The sequence below is a fragment of the Sphingomonas sp. GW821-FHT02B09 genome (assembly GCF_059421875.1).
Genome location: NZ_JBWKVV010000005.1, coordinates 124197 through 140586, shown reverse-complemented (window position 1 = coordinate 140586; position 16390 = coordinate 124197). Strand labels below are relative to the sequence as shown.

General features: G+C 61.1%; 13 protein-coding genes. 7 read left to right on the top strand and 6 right to left on the bottom strand.

Annotation, left to right across the window (positions count from 1 at the left end):
* The first annotated feature begins 29 nt into the window (after positions 1-29).
* The 3 genes from AC07U4_RS18745 to AC07U4_RS18735 all read left to right on the top strand — a co-directional run bounded on the left by AC07U4_RS18745 (position 30) and on the right by AC07U4_RS18735 (position 4869).
* Entirely contained in the window at positions 30-1412 is a 1383-nt protein-coding gene (locus tag AC07U4_RS18745; protein WP_495196482.1) for a conjugal transfer protein TraH, read from the top strand.
* 12 nt (positions 1413-1424) lie between these two features.
* Entirely contained in the window at positions 1425-4307 is a 2883-nt protein-coding gene (locus tag AC07U4_RS18740) for a conjugal transfer protein TraG N-terminal domain-containing protein (protein WP_495196481.1), read from the top strand.
* Positions 4308-4500: 193 nt separating this feature from the next.
* A complete protein-coding gene (locus AC07U4_RS18735; RefSeq protein ID WP_495196480.1) occupies positions 4501-4869 on the top strand; it encodes a hypothetical protein in 369 nt (122 codons plus the stop codon).
* Positions 4870-5651: 782 nt separating this feature from the next.
* Here AC07U4_RS18735 and AC07U4_RS18730 read toward each other — a convergent pair.
* From AC07U4_RS18730 to AC07U4_RS18715, 4 genes are all read right to left on the bottom strand, one after another.
* Positions 5652-5909 (bottom strand): hypothetical protein, encoded by a 258-nt coding sequence (locus AC07U4_RS18730; RefSeq protein ID WP_495196479.1) that lies wholly within the window; start codon positions 5907-5909, stop codon positions 5652-5654.
* Between the two features lie 33 nt (positions 5910-5942).
* Complete coding sequence (locus AC07U4_RS18725; protein ID WP_495196478.1) at positions 5943-9206, bottom strand: error-prone DNA polymerase; 3264 nt, start codon at positions 9204-9206, stop codon at positions 5943-5945.
* Entirely contained in the window at positions 9203-10738 is a 1536-nt protein-coding gene (locus AC07U4_RS18720; protein ID WP_495196477.1) for a Y-family DNA polymerase, read from the bottom strand. The genes AC07U4_RS18725 and AC07U4_RS18720 overlap by 4 nt, the downstream gene beginning before the upstream one ends.
* Positions 10739-10901: 163 nt before the next feature.
* The gene (locus AC07U4_RS18715; protein ID WP_495196476.1) at positions 10902-11663 is read right to left on the bottom strand and encodes an ImuA family protein; all 762 of its coding nucleotides are present in this window, start codon (positions 11661-11663) and stop codon (positions 10902-10904) included.
* Between the two features lie 169 nt (positions 11664-11832).
* Between AC07U4_RS18715 and AC07U4_RS18710 the strand changes: the two genes are divergently transcribed.
* Positions 11833-12279, top strand: coding sequence for a hypothetical protein (locus AC07U4_RS18710; RefSeq protein WP_495196475.1), 447 nt, complete (start codon positions 11833-11835; stop codon positions 12277-12279).
* Here AC07U4_RS18710 and AC07U4_RS18705 read toward each other — a convergent pair.
* A complete protein-coding gene (locus AC07U4_RS18705; protein WP_495196474.1) occupies positions 12276-12452 on the bottom strand; it encodes a hypothetical protein in 177 nt (58 codons plus the stop codon). The two genes, AC07U4_RS18710 and AC07U4_RS18705, sit on opposite strands and share 4 nt — an antisense overlap.
* Positions 12453-12493: 41 nt before the next feature.
* On the opposite strand from AC07U4_RS18705, the gene AC07U4_RS18700 reads away from it, so the two are divergent.
* The 3 genes from AC07U4_RS18700 to AC07U4_RS18690 are packed head-to-tail and all read left to right on the top strand — an operon-like array spanning position 12494 to position 14321.
* The gene (locus AC07U4_RS18700) at positions 12494-12763 is read left to right on the top strand and encodes an HU family DNA-binding protein (protein ID WP_495196473.1); all 270 of its coding nucleotides are present in this window, start codon (positions 12494-12496) and stop codon (positions 12761-12763) included.
* 46 nt (positions 12764-12809) lie between these two features.
* Positions 12810-13436, top strand: coding sequence for an SOS response-associated peptidase (locus AC07U4_RS18695; RefSeq protein WP_495196472.1), 627 nt, complete (start codon positions 12810-12812; stop codon positions 13434-13436).
* A 42-nt stretch (positions 13437-13478) separates the two neighbouring features.
* Positions 13479-14321 carry a hypothetical protein gene (locus AC07U4_RS18690; RefSeq protein ID WP_495196471.1) on the top strand — a complete coding sequence of 281 codons (843 nt, stop codon included), beginning with the start codon at positions 13479-13481 and terminating at the stop codon, positions 14319-14321.
* 43 nt (positions 14322-14364) lie between these two features.
* On the opposite strand, the gene AC07U4_RS18685 is transcribed toward AC07U4_RS18690, so the two are convergent.
* Positions 14365-15864, bottom strand: a complete 1500-nt coding sequence (locus AC07U4_RS18685; RefSeq protein WP_495196470.1) for a caspase family protein — start codon at positions 15862-15864, stop codon at positions 14365-14367.
* Between the last annotated feature and the right edge of the window lie 526 nt (positions 15865-16390).

Below are 16390 nucleotides of genomic sequence, written 5' to 3'. Positions count from 1 at the left end.
CGGTCGTTGCGTGCCTCGGTGCAGCGAGCATGATCCCGGTCGACATCGCGCGTGCCGACGTTGCCGGGCAGATGAACAGCTTCTTCCAGGACGCGGGCGGAGCGGCGAATGTCACTGGGCCGAGCGCCTATCAGGGGCAAACGGCCGGCTATTACTCGATGGGCAACGTCTGGACCCGGTTCCCGCAGAAGAGCGTGCAGCCCTTCAACCTGCAGATGCCGAGCGTCCGCGCTGGTTGCGGCGGTATCGATATTTTCACCGGCTCGTTCTCCTTCATCAACGGCGCCGAGATGGTCGCCATGCTGAAGGCGACGGCCAACAACGCGCTGGGCTTCGCCTTCCAGCTCGCCATCGACAGCGTCTCGCCGGAGATCGGCAAGGTCATGGATGGCATGGCCAATAAGGCCCAACAGATGAACCAGATGAACATCTCGTCGTGCGAGGCGGCGCAGGGGTTGGTGGGCGGCCTTTGGCCCAAGATGGCTGGCGCTCGCTCGAATGTGTGCGCCGCGATCGGCAACAGCGAGGGCATCTTCTCCGACTGGGCGCGTTCGCGCCAAGAGTGCGGCCCCGGCGGGAAACAGGAAGCGACGATCGACGGCAGCAAGGACCCCAAGATGGGCGAGAACGCTGCGGGCGCACCGCGCAACTACACCTGGGACGCCATCCAGAAATCGAATAAATTTGGGACCTACGATCAGGCATTCTCGGAATACCTGATGACGCTCGTCGGTACGATCATCGTCAACCCGAAGGGTGGCGACGATGGCGGGCCGCAGGTCGTGTTCCACGGACCGGCCGAGGAGGCAGTCGTCACAGCGTTGCTGGACGGCACCTCTTCGGGGGGCGCAGCCGTCAAATTCCTCAAGTGCGACGAGCAGCTGAAGTGCCTCAAGGTCACTGAGCAGCAGCTCCAAATTTCCGTCGGTCTGCGGACGAAAATCAGGGATATGATCGATTCGATCAACCGGAAGATCCGGACAGACTCCGCGCTCGACGTGGCCGAACAGCAGCTCCTCAACATGACGTCGCTGCCGCTTTACAAGATGCTCGCCGTCCAGGCCATGGCACACCAGAGCTTCAATCCTGGCGAGACAAGCGCGCTCGCGGAGATTGTTTCGATCAACCTGCTCTCGGCGATGATCGACAACATGCTCGACCGTATTAGCCAGTCGTCGGTGCAGGTGCAGTCGGGCGACGTCGATGTGAGCAAGGCATGGCGTGAGCAGCTTGCGGCTGCCCGTGAGCGCTATGCGCAGCGTGACTTCAAGCTGAAGGATACGCTCAATCAGACAATCTTCCTCATCAACAAGTCGGTGATGCTGGAGTCGACGCTGCAAAACAGCATGTCGCCGGCGATGGCAGCATCGCTCAACTTCTCGCGCGGTCTGAGCGCGCAGGGCCTCAACTAAGGACACCGAGCGATGGTCGAGGTCTTCACGATTGGTGGCGGCGAATACATCGTCAACACGTTCAACGCCGTCGCGGCATGGACCGGCGGGGGTGGCTATCGCGCGCTCCTCCGCGTGGTGATGATCCTCGGCCTCATTTACACCCTCATGTCCGTCGCGTTCACGATGAACTGGCGCGTATGGATGAACTGGTTCCTTGGCTCGACGCTCATCTACTCGTGCCTGATGGTGCCGACTGTCGACGTGAAGGTCACGGACCGCATTAATCCGTCGCTCGCGCCGGCGACCGTTGCCAACGTCCCGCTCGGGCTCGGTGTGATGGCAAGCTTTACCAGTCAGGTCGGTGACTGGCTCACTCGGACGGCCGAGACCGTCTTCACGATGCCAAGCCAGCTGAATTACTCGACCAACGGCATGGTCTATGGTGCTCGCCTCTTCGACGCGACGCGCAACTTTGAGATCCGTGATGCCGAGTTTGCCACGAACCTCTCGGCGCATTTCAAAAATTGTGTCTTCGGCGACATCATGCTCGGCCAGAAGTCGATGACCGATCTGGCGAGCGCTAAGGATCTTTGGGCTGCGATGGGGCCCGGCTCGGTTGCCCGTTCTCAGCCGTGGACGAGCCGCGCTGGCGCCTCGGTGACGACCGACATCATCACCTGCAACAACGCTTATAACCTGCTTTCTGAGCAGTGGACGCCCATGATCGCCGCGCACACGCCGCTGTGGTCGAAACAGGCGTATCCGAAGCTTTCGACCTCTGTTGCCTCTGCCAAGCTTCGAGCCGACGTGCCGATCGTCAATCAGGCCTTCACCGCCTCGAGCGCCAATTTTGAAGCTGTGATGCGTCAGAACACGGCGATCAACGCCTTTATGCAGGCGCGCGACGGCATGGCGGGCGGTCCGGGCGCCGCGTCGATCGATACCTTCGCTACGACACGCGCGGACATTCAGGCCCGCAACACGTACAACTCGATCGCTCAGCAGGCGATGAGCTGGGTGCCGATCCTGAATATCGTTCTTACGGTCGTATTCTACGCGATGTTCCCCGTCATCTTCCCGCTCTTCCTGATGCCGCAAACAGGCGTGGGAGCGCTCAAGGGTTACCTGACCGGGTTCTTCTATCTGGCTTCCTGGGGGCCACTCTACGTGATCCTGCACATGATCTGCATGACACGTGCGACGATCGCGGCCCAAGGAGCTGCCGAGGGCGGGATGTCCTTAGGCACTTACGCCGGGATCGGTGCCGTCAACGCAGAGACTGCGACGATCGCCGGCTTCATGCTTATGAGTGTGCCGTTCCTCGCAGCCGGTCTCGCTAAGGGAGCCATGAGCATCTCGGGGCAAGCTACCTCTGTACTGAACCCCGCGCAGAACGCTGCGGAGGCTGCCGCTGCAGAGCAGACGACTGGCAACTATTCCTATGGTAACACCAGTTTCGCCAATTCGACGTCGAACATGAAGCAGAGCAATCAGTGGCAAGACGCACCCATGTTCTCGTCTGGCGCGGCAGGTTCAAGCTTCAGGTACGACAACGGTTCAACGGCGAGCAGTTATGGCAACGGCCATTCAGTCATCGACACCAATGGGGCTATCTCGCGATTTGAAAGCACCCCCTCTCTGAGCGCCGGCTTCCTCTCGGACATGAAGACCGCGAAGAGTGAATATGATCGATCTGCTGCTAGCGACGAAGCTTCAGCTGCAGCTCTCACAACCTACAGCCAGACTGGGCGCTGGACGAATGGTACGTCCGCTGAGCGGTCACGGGGTTGGGAAACCGGGGCGAACACACAACACACTGCTGCTGTTGACCAGAGTGTCCGAAATAGCTCTGGGACATCGACGGGCCTTGAGGATCAAAGCTCGATCACACAGTCGAACCGACTTACCGATGGCCACAACCGGAGCGCCGAGACGGTCGATACCGTCCGAGGCACTATCGGCGCGAGCATCGGTGGTACCGGACGTCGTCCCAGTTCCAATCCGCAAGCCGCAGGACCTAATTCGCCAGAAGGGCCGAATGTTGCGGCTCCGGGCGCTCCCGGAGGCGGCCGTGGCGGCCTCGTGGGTCGCGCGCTTGGCTCACTACCTTCCATTGGTGGTGAGGTGTCGAAGGCTGGCATCCAAGGTGATCGGCTCAATCAGAATGCTGATCGATCGCGTGGCACCGACGATCGCAATTCGCGTACTCAGGGCGTCCGTGACGATACGACGGTCACCAACGGAGCCACGATCGGCGATACCGATACGACGCGTTCCGGCACGTTTGCGAGTGGGAGGAACTCGCAGACCTCCTCGCTCTCCCGTGAGGAAGCTCTTTCTCGCGCGCACTCGTTTGAGCAGCGCGCAAGGCAGTCGCGAGAGAAGGCGCAGCAGTTGTCACGGGACATCAGCTATGCCGAGACTCATAGCATGCAGATGAGCACCAACCTTAGCGCTGAGCTAGGTGACTGGTACGCGCGTGAACAACAAAAAACGGGGCTAGACGCACCAGGCCTTCATGAGGTCGGCCTTACCGGTCACCGTAGGGAGGTTCGTGATATGCTTGTTGCAAAGTTCCTCTCCGAACGCCGTGAGGGCATGTTCGACGAGGTTAGGAGCCAGCTCCACTTGAATGATCCGCACGAGTTGAGCGGTCCTGCGCTCTCTGGCGCGGGCGCAATCGAGGCGATGTATAAGCCTGGGGGTCTCATCAGCGCTGGTGGCCCAGGACAATCGGCGGCACCTGTGCCCGCGGCTGACGCGATCAAAGCGGGATCGGCTAAGGTTCAGGACGCGCAGACCCTTGCGAATGCGCAGCGTACATCGACCGTTATTGCCGCACAGCCGGTAAAAGGGGAGATCGATGAGAAGCTCGGAAAGGGCTTCTTCGTCGATCCGTCGCTTAGAAAGTGACGGTTAGCTCCAGAACCATACGAGCAGGGCGACAAAGCACGCGCCGTACACTGCCAAATAGGCAAGCTGGTGGCTTTGAGGTGCGTCCGAAGCGGGCGCCTCTATGGACGGGATATCAGCGGCCGGGGTGGATATCACCCCCCCAGACCCGTCCTGGTCGCGCGTAATCAGGTATTGGGTGAGGTCATAAGCCATGGCACAAAGCTCCCGGCGAAAAGATACAGCTTTCGGCTTCGGTCATCAAGCCGATAGCTGTGTTCCATCGGAGGGCGAGCATGGCCCTATTCGACCTCTGTTCGATGATGCGATGCTCGGGTTTTCCTGGCTTTTGGTCATGGCAATCGGGCTATTCCCTCTTGCAGAGGCGTCGCTGAACAGGCCTCCGTCCATTACGATGCCTACCGCAATCGCCTTCTTCGTGGCCGTCGGAAGCGGTATCCTCCTCCGACGTCGACATTCATGGGTTGGGGTTGTTCTTCATATCTACGGCCAGATCGCGATCTGGCTGTCCCTGTTTGTCATGTCGCTTGCGATTGTGCTGGCTCTGCTGGGTCAGAAATGATCTCGCTCTGCCTCGTCCTTGGCGACAGCACGGCTGTTGGAACCGCCGATGCGCTGGCAGCTTCGGGCATGCGCTGCGCCGTCCATGCACGTAGTGGGGCACCCTCCATTGAGACCGTTAGAACGTGGCGTAGCGGGGCATTTAGCGATCGCACCCTTATCGCGCTTGGCTCCAATGACGCGCTTAATCCAAAGCTCTCAGCCAACCTCGAGCTGCTGCGCCGACGCGTTTCGGCAAGCCATGTAACCTGGCTCGCACCATATCACCCACGCGCTGCGGCAATCGTGACAGCGATCGCCGATCAGTTTGGCGACACCGTCGTCTACCTGGGTCGTTTTTCGTCTAACGACGGGATTCACCCCAAAAGCTATCGGACAGTCGCCTCTGCGCTTCGATGGCACACTCAAGGCCGCCAGTCTTACAACGACGCTACCGTCGGCACACGACACACCGCCGCACCTAAAGCTCCGCCAGTCGCACGCGAAGCGGTCGTCATTTCGTTCTGACATGTTTGGCGTCGCTAATCGGAATACGACGCGTGATGCTCTAGCGCCTTAGGATCGGAACAGCCGACACCGACGCATGACCTCGACGGCCGCATCCTCGGCATCGCAGACGGATGACGCTCGAAGCGACCTGACCATCGCCCTTAAACCGGTCGAGGATCTCTTCCGAAGGCATGTTCATGGTCCGGCCACACGCACACACGATGCGTAGATCAGCCCGATCGGCCGCCCATTCGCCGAGCGTCTTGTAAGATGCCTCAATCGTGGGGCGTTTGCTCACAGGGGTGACACATCCTCGTATCGCCCCGCCTTGCGCAGCTGACGGACGATTCCGTTAAACGCGGCGGTGACGCCCTGAGCTCTACCTATCTCGTTCGATTGCGACGCGGCGTCCCAGTAGAGCTCGAGCGGCCAGCGTTCTGGACAGTGAGGCAGGAGGCATCGCAACGCGAGACGCACCTCCATGCCGTCGACGGTGGTCTCTGAACACCGCGCTACGCCAGCGCGCAGGATATGCACGGACAGCGCGATCACGACGCGCTGATGTCTCGGCAGCGTTGCCACGGATCAATGAAAGTCATGCGACTTGAATCGCACGACTTGCTCCGGATCCATGCCGTCCGCATGAGGCGGCCAATACTGATTGCGCGGTTCCGGCTCCCAGCCCTTGTCTCCGCGGTCAGGCGAGCCGGGATGCTGGCCGGCATCCCCCCGGCCGGTCCGGTGCGGAAACGACATGTCGCCAACGCGGTGCAGCAGGTCGCCATGATCGATAATCCGGTCGCAGATCACATGGATGATCTCGCCTTCCTTCTGAACGCGACCCTTCATGCCGACCATCGATGCGCTCATGATCGTGCGGCGTTGCGCCTCGAAACGGTCTGGCCAGAGGATGCCGTTCGAGACGCCGGTTTCGTCCTCAATCGTTATGAACAGCACACCCTTCGCCGAACCCGGCTTCTGGCGGACCAAAACGATGCCGGCGACCTCGACATGGCGGCCGTCGCGGATGTTGGCGAGATCGGCGCATTTCGTAACGCCGCGCCGTGTTAGCTCGTCCCGCACGAAGGACAGTGGATGGGCGCGGAGCGACAGCTGCAGCGCGCGATAGTCCTCGATCACCTCTCGACCATCTGTCAGTGCACGGAGCGCGACGTCCGGCTCGACGCCCTCGGCGCTGAACGTCTCCGCCTGCCGATCGGCCGCTGCGAAGAGCGGCAAGGGCGCTTCGCCTAAGCCCCGGACCTTCCACAGACCCTGCCGGCGATCGACGCTGAAGCTGTGAAAGGCGTCGCCATCGGCTAGTTTCTCGATCGAGGCGCGCTGCACCCCCGATCGCCGCCAGACGTCTTCCACGCTCTCGAATGGCGTCGTCGTGCGTGCGCCGACGATCTTGGCGCCGTCCGCGTTCGACAGGCCGCGTATCTGCCGCAATCCAAGGCGCACGGCGAGATACCGTCCGCCCGTGCGTTCCAGCGTGCAATCCCAACGACTGGCGTTGACGCAAGGAGGCCGCACCTCGACGCCGTGGTCGCGCGCGTCGCGGACGATCTGCGCCGGCGCATAGAAGCCCATCGGCTGCGCGTTCATGAGCGCGGCACAGAACACGTCGGGATGATGATGCTTCATCCAGCTACTGGCGTAGGAAATTTTGGCGAAACTTGCCGCATGGCTCTCCGGGAAACCGTAGGAGCCGAAGCCCTCGAGCTGACGGAAGGTGCGCTCGGCGAACTCCCTCGGATAGCCGCGCTCGACCATCCCCTCGATCAGCTTCTCGCTGAAATGAGAGACGCCGCCCGTGAATTTGAAGGTCGCCATTGCCCTTCGCAGCTGGTCCGCCTCGGCCGGCGTGAAACCCGCGCCGACGATCGCGACCTTCATGGCTTGTTCCTGGAACAGGGGCACGCCGAGCGTCTTTTCCAGCACGGCGCGTAGTTCCGGCCGGGGATATTCCGGTTTCTCCAATCCCTCGCGCCGGCGCAGGTATGGGTGAACCATGTCGCCCTGGATCGGACCCGGCCGAACGATCGCGACCTGGATGACAAGATCGTAGAAGCGCCGCGGCTTCATCCGCGGCAGCATGCTCATCTGCGCGCGGCTCTCGATCTGGAAAGTCCCAAGCGTGTCTGCCTTTGAGATCATAGCGTAGACGTCGGGATCGTCGTCCTGCAGGTCCGCCAGCCCGACGCGGAGCCCCTTATCCGCCTCGAGCATATTGAAGGCTCGGTTCATGCAGCCAAGCATGCCCAATCCTAGGACGTCGACCTTCATGAATTTCAGCGCATCGATGTCGTCCTTATCCCACTCGATGATCTGGCGGTCTTCCATCGCAGCTGGCTCAATCGGAACCAGGTCGTCGAGCCGGTCATGCGTCAGCACGAAGCCGCCTGGGTGCTGAGACATGTGCCTCGGAACGCCAATCAACTTGCGCGCAAGGTCCAGCGTCAGGCGTAGTCGACGATCGCCGATATCGAGGTTCAGCTCCTCGACCTGCTTTTCGCCCACGCCGTCGGCCGACCAGCCCCAGACCAGGCCGGCGAGCGAGGATGTTAGATCCTCCGGAAGTCCAAGTGCTTTGCCCACGTCACGCACGGCACCGCGCGCGCGGTAGCGTGTGACGACGGCCGTCAGCGCGGAGTGGTTGCGGCCGTAGGTTTCATAGATCCACTGGATGATCTCCTCGCGGCGTTCATGCTCAAAGTCGACGTCGATATCGGGCGGCTCACGCCGCTCGCCTGAGACAAAGCGCTCGAAGAGCAACTCGTGCTTGATCGGGTCGATCGACGTCACGCCGAGCACGAAACAGACGCAGCTATTGGCGGCTGAACCGCGTCCCTGGCACAGGATTCCTCGCCGGCGCGCTTCACGCACGATCGCGTACACCGTCAGGAAGTAGGGCGCGTAGCCAAGCTCACCGATCAGCCGCATCTCATGGGCAATCTGGTCGGTATAGGCCTGCGGCACGTTGCCATCGAACATCCGGTCGACAGCTTCATCCGCCAAGCGCTGCAGTGCTTCGTGAGCGGTCAGCCCGTCGATGAGCTTCTCGTGCGGGTATTGGTACTGGAGCTCGCCGAGGTCGAACGTGCAGATGCGCGATATGTCGACGCTGGCCTGCAGCGCGTCGGGGTAGGCTCGGAAGCGTCGAACCATTTCGTCGGGCGATTTCAGCGCGCGATCAGCATTGACCTCTCGCCGGTAGCCGAGCTCGTCGACGGTGCATTTCTCGCGCACGGCCGTCACCACGTCCTGCAGCAGCCGTGCCTCAGGCGAGTGGTAGAGCACGTCGCCGGTGACGACTGCCCGAACGCCGGCACCGCCCGCCTGACGCGCCAAGGCATCGATCCGCACCGCGTCCCCCGGCCGACGTCGTTGGAACAGCGCCATGTAGCCGCGCCGTCCGTAGATCGCCTTCAGGTCCCTCAGCGCGTCAAGGTTCTCCTCGTCTGCCTCATGGGGCAGCAGGATCGCCACGACGCCTTCGGACCATGGTTCGAGGTCGTGCCAGTGGAGGAGGCATCCGCCCTTCCCTGCCCGCTTTTTCCCCACGGTCAGCAGTCGCGTGATGCGCGACCAGGCGGGGCGGTTGGTGGGATAGAGCAGCAGGCGACGGCCGCAGGATAGATCGACGCGCGTTCCTGCGATCGAGCGGACGCCTGTGGCTTTCTGCGCCTCCCACGCGCGCACGACGCCGGCGACCGTGCCGATGTCGCTGACGCCGATCGCTGGATATCCAAGCAAGGCCGCAGCCGCGAACAGCTCCTCGGGGCTGGACGCGCCGCGGAGCAGCGAGAAGTGCGTCAGCACCTGAAGCTCGACATAGTGGGTCATCCGAAGACCCCGTGCATCCACCAGGACAGGTCGCCGGTATCATCCTCGAACCCGTCACCGCGGCGGAATACCCAGTACCGGCCGCCTGCATCGTCCTCGACCCGGTAATAGTCGCGAACGGCCCATATCTCCGCGTCTCGCCGCCACCATTCGCCGTGAACGCGCTCGGGGCCATCGCCGGCGACGACCTTATAGACCGTTCCCCGCCACTCGAAGCGTCGCGGTGGCTGGTCGGGCATCAGCGCGATAACCCGGTGCAGCGGCTCTGGACGCGCGAAAAGACGCACCGGACGTTGCCAAGCGGGCCAATCACCCGGCAGGACATTTGGGTCGGAGTGGGCGACGGCCCGCTCCGGCACATGGCTAGCCACCGGGGCGATGCGGAAGACCGATTGCATCCCGATCCGGCCCGCGATCACGTCGACCAGGCGTGCGGGATCGCGCACAAGCGTCTCGCCCGCCAAGACGGCCCCTAGATCTACTGCATCAAGCGGCTCGGTATGCGGTGCTACCATCGTAAATTGCTCGAGGCCCCAGCCCGGGTCGATGCGCTCGATACGCAGCTTCAGCAGCCGCAGCAGGTGCGAAACCTCCCTTGTCGGCCGCGATGTGCCGATCGCGACAATCTGTTCGGTACCGTCGACGCGCATTCCCGTCAGGCGCAGCGATCGAGCGCCAAGTCCCCTCGCCTGCAGCACCTCGGCAAGGTCCCCCAAGAGATCCGACATGACCTTCTCGATCGCGTCGGCCGTGCTGATCGGTTCGAGCAGCCGGCGCTCGACCGCCGGCACCTCGGGGTCGTCTCGAGGCGTAATAGGCTCGGCGATACCGCCTAGCGCCTGATCGAGACGCGTTATCGCCGGCAAACCAAGTCTACGTGCCAGCGGACCGCGCGCGACCGGCAGCAGGTCCGCGACACGCTCGAACCCGAATTTGCGCGCGGCCGACAGCGCGGTCGCCGACAGGCGCAGCGCCGCGATCGGCAACGGGCCTATTGCCTCGACCGTGCCGTGTGGATCAACGCGCGTCAGCTCGCCTTTCCCGAACCGCGCTAGGGCATGTGCGGCGCCTGGCGTGTCAGCGACAGCCACGCGAGCGGTGAAGCCTGCCCGCCTGCAGAAGGCCAGGAGACGGCGACAGAAGCGCTCCTCTCCGCCGTGGAGATGATCGCAGCCGGCGAGGTCTATCCAAAGGCCATCCATCGGCGTCACCGCGGCGACCGGCGACCAGCGCCGGACCGCTAGTAGTGCAAGGCGATCGAGCAGCGCCGCGTCTGCTTCGGGTTCGGCCGGACGGAAATCGAGATCCGACACAAGCGCGCGAGCATGGGTCGCGGCCATGCCGGCATGGATCCCCAACGCCTGCGCGCCCGTGCAGGCGGCGATCACCTCCTCGCGACGACCGATCTTACCGATCAGTGCAAGCGGGGCGTGATCGACGGGTGTCGCTGCGGTCGGCGCGCTTCGCATAGTGAGCGCAGCCGCCTTGTAGGGGTGGCTCGCCGCCTCCGACCGTCGGCCGAGCTCGCGCATGGGTGGCTGTGCATGGACAGGCAGCGACGCAATTTGTGCCTCCACCTCTTCACGCGATTGCGCACTGGTCCGCGCCCAACGGGCACCAGGACGCCAACCGCCGCCCCGCGGCACCGAGCAGGCGCCGGGATCGTCGTCAACCGGTAACTGGAGGGGCGGGCGCTCAGGCGGCCGCGAAGCGGGCCGTTCCAACCGTCTCAGCCGTTCGATGGCCAAGTTCGGTAGGAACAGCGAGACAACCCGTCTCATCGCTGGCCTCCAATATCAGGGAAAAGCCCTCACCTCCGCGCTGTCGCGCGAGTTCGATCGACCACCGCGCTCTCCCTACACCCGCGACATCCAACCGCGCCGAAGGCGCGGAGCCGATCCGCCAGCGCGTCCACGCGGCAGATGGCTCGGCGAATGGATCCTCGTCGCGTTTGCGTCGACGGCGCATCAGCAAGATGGGCATATCGGCTTCAGCCGCGACCAGCTGCAGGCGGCGCGTGGCAACCATAGATACCTTACTCGCGTCCGCGACGATCGCCGACGGCGTGCCGTCGCGCGCAGCGTCCTCGATCACGGCGAGCAGCGTGGCATCGTCGGGTGTGCGCGCGTAGATGACGCTTGCAGCCGTGAGACCCGCCTGAGCCAGCCCCGGTGCGTAGATATCGGGCCGGCAGCTTGCCCAAAGCACTAGCCCGCCGGCGTTCGCAGCCTCACGGGCCGCAATTCCGGCCAGGAACAGCGTCGTCGCCGCGTCGTCGACCAATGCCCCGGATTGGGCGGTCGCTTCGTGCAACGCCCCGGCACGTAGCCCCCCTGCCCCGAGCCGATTATCTATCTCATCAATGCCGAACGGCAGCACACGATAGTCCGTGACCGGCGTGGCGATCGTCCGGAGATGCGCTATGCTTGGCGCGAAGGAATCGAGGGCGGCGGACATCGTGTTCTAAGACTCTACTCGTTCCCTTTATGTTCCGTTAATGCGATCAGTTGGTCAAGCGCCGATCGTCTCAGCTCGTCGTGTTGAAACGGAACGCAGGCGATACGAAGAGGCAACAGACGGTGAAATTCCGCTTCCCAAGACTCGTCGCGTGACTCATAGAAATACGATGCCGATCCGCGCCGAAAACCGCTGGCTCTATCCGATCGACTGGCAGCAGCTGTCAGGCGCCATCCGGTTCGAGCGTGCTGGCCGGCGCTGCGAGCAATGCCGTCGGCCGCACCTTCGGCGCGTCGCGCATCTTGGCGATGGACGCTGGTGGGATGCGGAGTCGTCGTGCTGGCGATCGGACCATGGCAAGCGTGTCTCGATGAAGGCCGGCTTCACGCTTGCGAGCGTGCGGATGACGTATGTCGTCTTGGCGTGCGCGCACCTCGATCATGATCCGGGCAACAGCACGCCGACGAACCTCCGCGCGCTCTGCCAACGCTGCCACATGATCCACGATGCGGCCGAGCATCGCTGGCAGCGCTGGTGGAATGCGTTCCGGGTGCGCGCGCTGCGCGACCTGTACGAGGATCCACGCATCACCCGCGAGCGACACGCTGCGCGCTAGAGGTCGATGTTCCGGCTCTTCATGGCGTCAGCCGCGAGGTCGGCGATCGGCCCTACCCCGCCGACTGCCTCATAGATCACAGTGACGTCGTGGTCCTCGAGCTTGTCGAGCATCAGCGCAACCGCCCGGGTGTTGGCGTCATCCAGCACGGTCTTTGTGTCTTCGCTCGTCATGGGTAAGGATCCCGCTCGTTTTTCTAGGGAGCATGAATAGCATGAACATCAGCGAGCTGGCCAAGGGCGTCGCCACGTCGACGGGATCGAACGAAGCCGACGCCAAGAAGGCGATCACGGCGGTTTTCGATCAGATTGCGGATGCGGCGGCAAAGGGCGACGAAGTTTCCATTCCTGGGTTCGGCAAGTTCGCCGTCAAGGATCGGCCGGAGCGCCAGGGCCGTAACCCGGCGACCGGTGAAGCCATGACGATTGCGGCGTCGAAGAAGGTGTCGTTCACCGCCGCCAAGGGCCTGAAGGACAAGCTCTGACGATCACGCGCCGGCGACCGATCGCCGGCGCCCACAGGAGGCGCGGATGTGCAATCGGTATAGGCTGACGGCGAAGCAGGCCGAGGTGGCGGCGACGTTCGGCATCCGCCCTCCCTACGAGGTCGATGAGACGTTCCCAACTGGCGATATCTTTCCGACCGGGAAGAAGACGCCGTTCTACGGCGCCGTCGTCGTGCAGGACGGCGACGATCGGCGGATTGAGCGCATGGAATGGGGTGTGCCGACGCATGTTCCTAGCAAGCGCGATCCAGCTGTGAAGCTGACCAAGTACGTGACCAACGTGCGCAATCTCACCTCCAGCTTTTGGCGATCGATGCTGACCACGCCGGCGAGGCGGTGCCTTGTGCCGGTTACGTCATTCTCCGAGTACGGGTTAGCTCCTAGTGAGGATGGCAAAAAGCCGCTGCACTGGTTCGATGTCCCAAGCCGTCCAATCTTTGCATTCGCCGGGATCTGGCGGCCAACCGAACGGGGCAATGCCTTCGGGTTTTTAACCACAGAGCCAAATGCGGTCGTCTCACCGATTCATCCGAAAGCCATGCCGGTGATCTTGCATGACCACGACTATCTTCGGTGGCTTTCCGCTCCCTGGGACGATGTCGTTGAGCTCGTAGGACCTTATCCATCGCAGCTCATGAGCGTCCACGACTAGCTAACTGGCGCTGACCGAAAAGGTCTGCCATGCTCTCGTCTCATGATGCCCGAGCCGGCTACCCCGCATCGAAATTCGTTGGGCTACACAGTAAACAACGACGCCCGCAGATATGAGGCAGGCGCGAAGATCGTTTGGGGACAAAGTCCAGATGGCTCGTTCGTCTCGATCTCTGATGCCGCTAGTGGTGTCCAGCCCGACCTTCGTTGTGATTGCGGCTCCTCGCTAGTTGCTAAGAAGGGCGCGTTACTCGCGCATCACTTTGCTCATGCGGCAGGAGCAGTCGCATCGTGTCAGAAAGCTAAGGTCGGCGCACTCGCACGCTTTGTCATTGATGTTCTAGGACCATCATCATTGCTACTATTGCCCAGGCGCAACGTCGAGCAACCTCCAATCACCGTCGACATAGAGGAGGTAGTCCCCCTTGATGGTCCGGTGATGGTGGTCTGTAAAAAGGGCTCGCGAAAACTTAAGCTATACATTTCGGCATCAACATCACAAAAGGCTTTTATTGAGAGGATGTCGCATATGGACGGGCCTTCGGCTATCCTTATTGATATCACCAAGTTGCGAGGCAGGGATGATATGGCGCTGCGCAACGGTATCCTTAACTTCGCGCCGCGTAAGTGGCTCCACGACGCACGCCCTGCAAAGCCGGCACGGACCGCTGATCACCCGGTTGCTACTGATCCTTCCGGCGAATTGGAACGTCGTATCGTTCCCCATCGCCAGCAAACAGGCTTCAAGGATGTTCCCTTACCGTCGCCGCCCTCGAAACTACACGGCGACGAATTGGCAAAGCGCTTAAATGAGCTGTACCCCGTCGAGGACGAAATAGCGCGTCTTGCAATCAAACGTGATGCTCGGCCCCGACGAGAACGATAAATAGTGTCAAGTATGTCTCGGTGGTCTAATCGGCAGTGCCACCCTAAACGATCTTACCATTGACGATCTTTCGAGCAGTTCCTCCGGCAGCGATTGCGCCCTTACGCACTGTCCATCCTACCGGTATCCGAAGCTCGTCTGATTTTGAGGCCTCTGGGAGGGTGTACGTTATTTTTAACAGTCGAGGCGGAACAATCAGCTGCCGCGAGAATGCGGTGTTTAAGCGCTCCGCGTCGATTGGATTGTACATTATCTCGCCGCTGCCAAAGTCCCATCCGCTGCCATCGATGCCGAGTACATTAGCCCCCTCGACATATACGGCTTCAACGTAAAACTTCTCGTTGTTTTTGGATACCGAGACGTCAACCGCAAGTTCGTGTTCTTTGCCTGGGAGCACATATAAATCCGCCCCCGCGAGCGTTAGTACCTTCGCTATGAAGTCGAAGCTGCTTTTCAACGCCTCGTGCTTTTGAAGGTCAAATAGCCTATCTAGCTCATCGTCCTTTGGGGTACGCCTGACCTGGCCGGTGGAGTCAAAGAAGACCTCAAACAGCATGCCGTCCAACAAGGCTTTCCGCTTTTCGGGATGGTAGCCAACAGTTTTGGACATGAAGGAGCTAATAAATCCAGATGCGGTGTTTGAGCTGCCACACGACGCTTGGTATATGTTTCGCCCAAGAACAAAGAGGCTATCCTCCGTCGATTTGTTGGCCATTGTAGATGACAAGCCAGATAGCGCCGGATTCTGAGTGGACCAGCTATAGCTTTTCAGAGCATTGATTATCGCATCGATTGGCAAGGTAGGATCAACCGGATAAAGTTGGTCAGCTACAGACTTAGCGTCGTATTCCTCTATGGCATTTCCGAGGCTAAGGTTAAAATAGAACTCGCCTGACAATGACGTATGCTCCCACGAGGTTTGCTTTCCAGCGCTCGCAGCCGCGACCGAGTTGCGGACGCGCTTGAACATCATTTCTATTGTACAATCCGGGGTATCAATATGCTGCAGGATTGAAGCAGTATAGACCCCGTTTCGGCCAGTACCATCTAGGGCGTACTCACCCGGAGACGTAGCAAATCCTATAATCGTTCCCTTAGGCGCATATACAGAGGCAAGCCCCCTGACCCCTTGCGCTCGATGCCACCGTCGTTCCCATGGATTGTTCCTGCACGCATCTAGTACGACGATCCTTGTCGATGACTTAGAAGCGGCCATTACGTCAACAACCTTATCGAGAGATAAAGAGCTATGCCGCGCATCAAGTTCTGTATCCATATCGGTGTCAATTGCTAGCAGATAGTTTGTGCCTTCGATCTGCATGCCGTGACCCGCGAAGAAAAACAGACCTACGTCATGCGTTTCTAGTGCAGCCTGAAAGCTTTTAAGGGCGCTCGCCATCTCCTTGTTTGTGGCATTAGTGGTAAGGATTACCTTGAACCCATAGCCGCCGAGTTTATGCGCGAAATCCTCAGCATCGTTCGTCGGGTTTCGCAAGTCGTTCCCGTCAGGATACGCCGCGTTTCCAATCACGAGGGCTGCCATCGTTCTACTCAAGATTCACCTCATAGGCTGCAGAAGCTGAAGTCCCTCGGTCATTGTTCGACGCTCTGATCGGTTGGCTTCATCAATAGGGTCTGCCGCCCCTCTGCTGATGTCGCAAGCTACCCCTCTCGTGTTCTCGCGGCCTGTGGTGCCTTTTGGGTATACCCTCTGCGTTGCTACTCTGGCCGGTCCGATTTGCACCAAAAAGGAACATCAAAAATTTAGCTCGGATTGGCCCCTTGGTCCGCCTGGAGTCCTAACAAAGGAAGACCAGACGGCACCCTACCAAACGGCACCGCAGAAGCTCCATTGAGGGTTGAAGCTCTGTCTTATGTGCGCTCGCACGGCGGTGTCGGCGCGTTGCAGCTCACTGCTGGCGACTGTCCCACAAACGAAGGCGCAGCGAGAAAGCCGGGCAGGATCGTTCTCTCAATGCGCCCAGGGGAGCTAATTTCTCGAAATCTGTTCCTGATAGAGTTTTCTCAAAACAGCCCGTCGTACATCGGAAAGCGGGAATATTTTTGCA

What these genes read in the sequence shown, in the direction of transcription:
- AC07U4_RS18740 (WP_495196481.1), top strand. Translation starts at nt 1,425, where the DNA reads ATGGTCGAGGTCTTCACGATTGGTGGCGGCGAATACATCGTCAACACG.
- AC07U4_RS18690 (WP_495196471.1), top strand. Translation starts at nt 13,479, where the DNA reads ATGATGCCCGAGCCGGCTACCCCGCATCGAAATTCGTTGGGCTACACA.
- AC07U4_RS18710 (WP_495196475.1), top strand. Translation starts at nt 11,833, where the DNA reads ATGCCGATCCGCGCCGAAAACCGCTGGCTCTATCCGATCGACTGGCAG.
- AC07U4_RS18735 (WP_495196480.1), top strand. Translation starts at nt 4,501, where the DNA reads ATGGCACAAAGCTCCCGGCGAAAAGATACAGCTTTCGGCTTCGGTCAT.
- AC07U4_RS18705 (WP_495196474.1), bottom strand. Translation starts at nt 12,452, where the DNA reads ATGACGAGCGAAGACACAAAGACCGTGCTGGATGACGCCAACACCCGG.
- AC07U4_RS18695 (WP_495196472.1), top strand. Translation starts at nt 12,810, where the DNA reads ATGTGCAATCGGTATAGGCTGACGGCGAAGCAGGCCGAGGTGGCGGCG.
- AC07U4_RS18745 (WP_495196482.1), top strand. Translation starts at nt 30, where the DNA reads ATGATCCCGGTCGACATCGCGCGTGCCGACGTTGCCGGGCAGATGAAC.
- AC07U4_RS18715 (WP_495196476.1), bottom strand. Translation starts at nt 11,663, where the DNA reads ATGTCCGCCGCCCTCGATTCCTTCGCGCCAAGCATAGCGCATCTCCGG.
- AC07U4_RS18725 (WP_495196478.1), bottom strand. Translation starts at nt 9,206, where the DNA reads ATGACCCACTATGTCGAGCTTCAGGTGCTGACGCACTTCTCGCTGCTC.
- AC07U4_RS18720 (WP_495196477.1), bottom strand. Translation starts at nt 10,738, where the DNA reads ATGCGCGAGCTCGGCCGACGGTCGGAGGCGGCGAGCCACCCCTACAAG.
- AC07U4_RS18700 (WP_495196473.1), top strand. Translation starts at nt 12,494, where the DNA reads ATGAACATCAGCGAGCTGGCCAAGGGCGTCGCCACGTCGACGGGATCG.
- AC07U4_RS18685 (WP_495196470.1), bottom strand. Translation starts at nt 15,864, where the DNA reads ATGGCAGCCCTCGTGATTGGAAACGCGGCGTATCCTGACGGGAACGAC.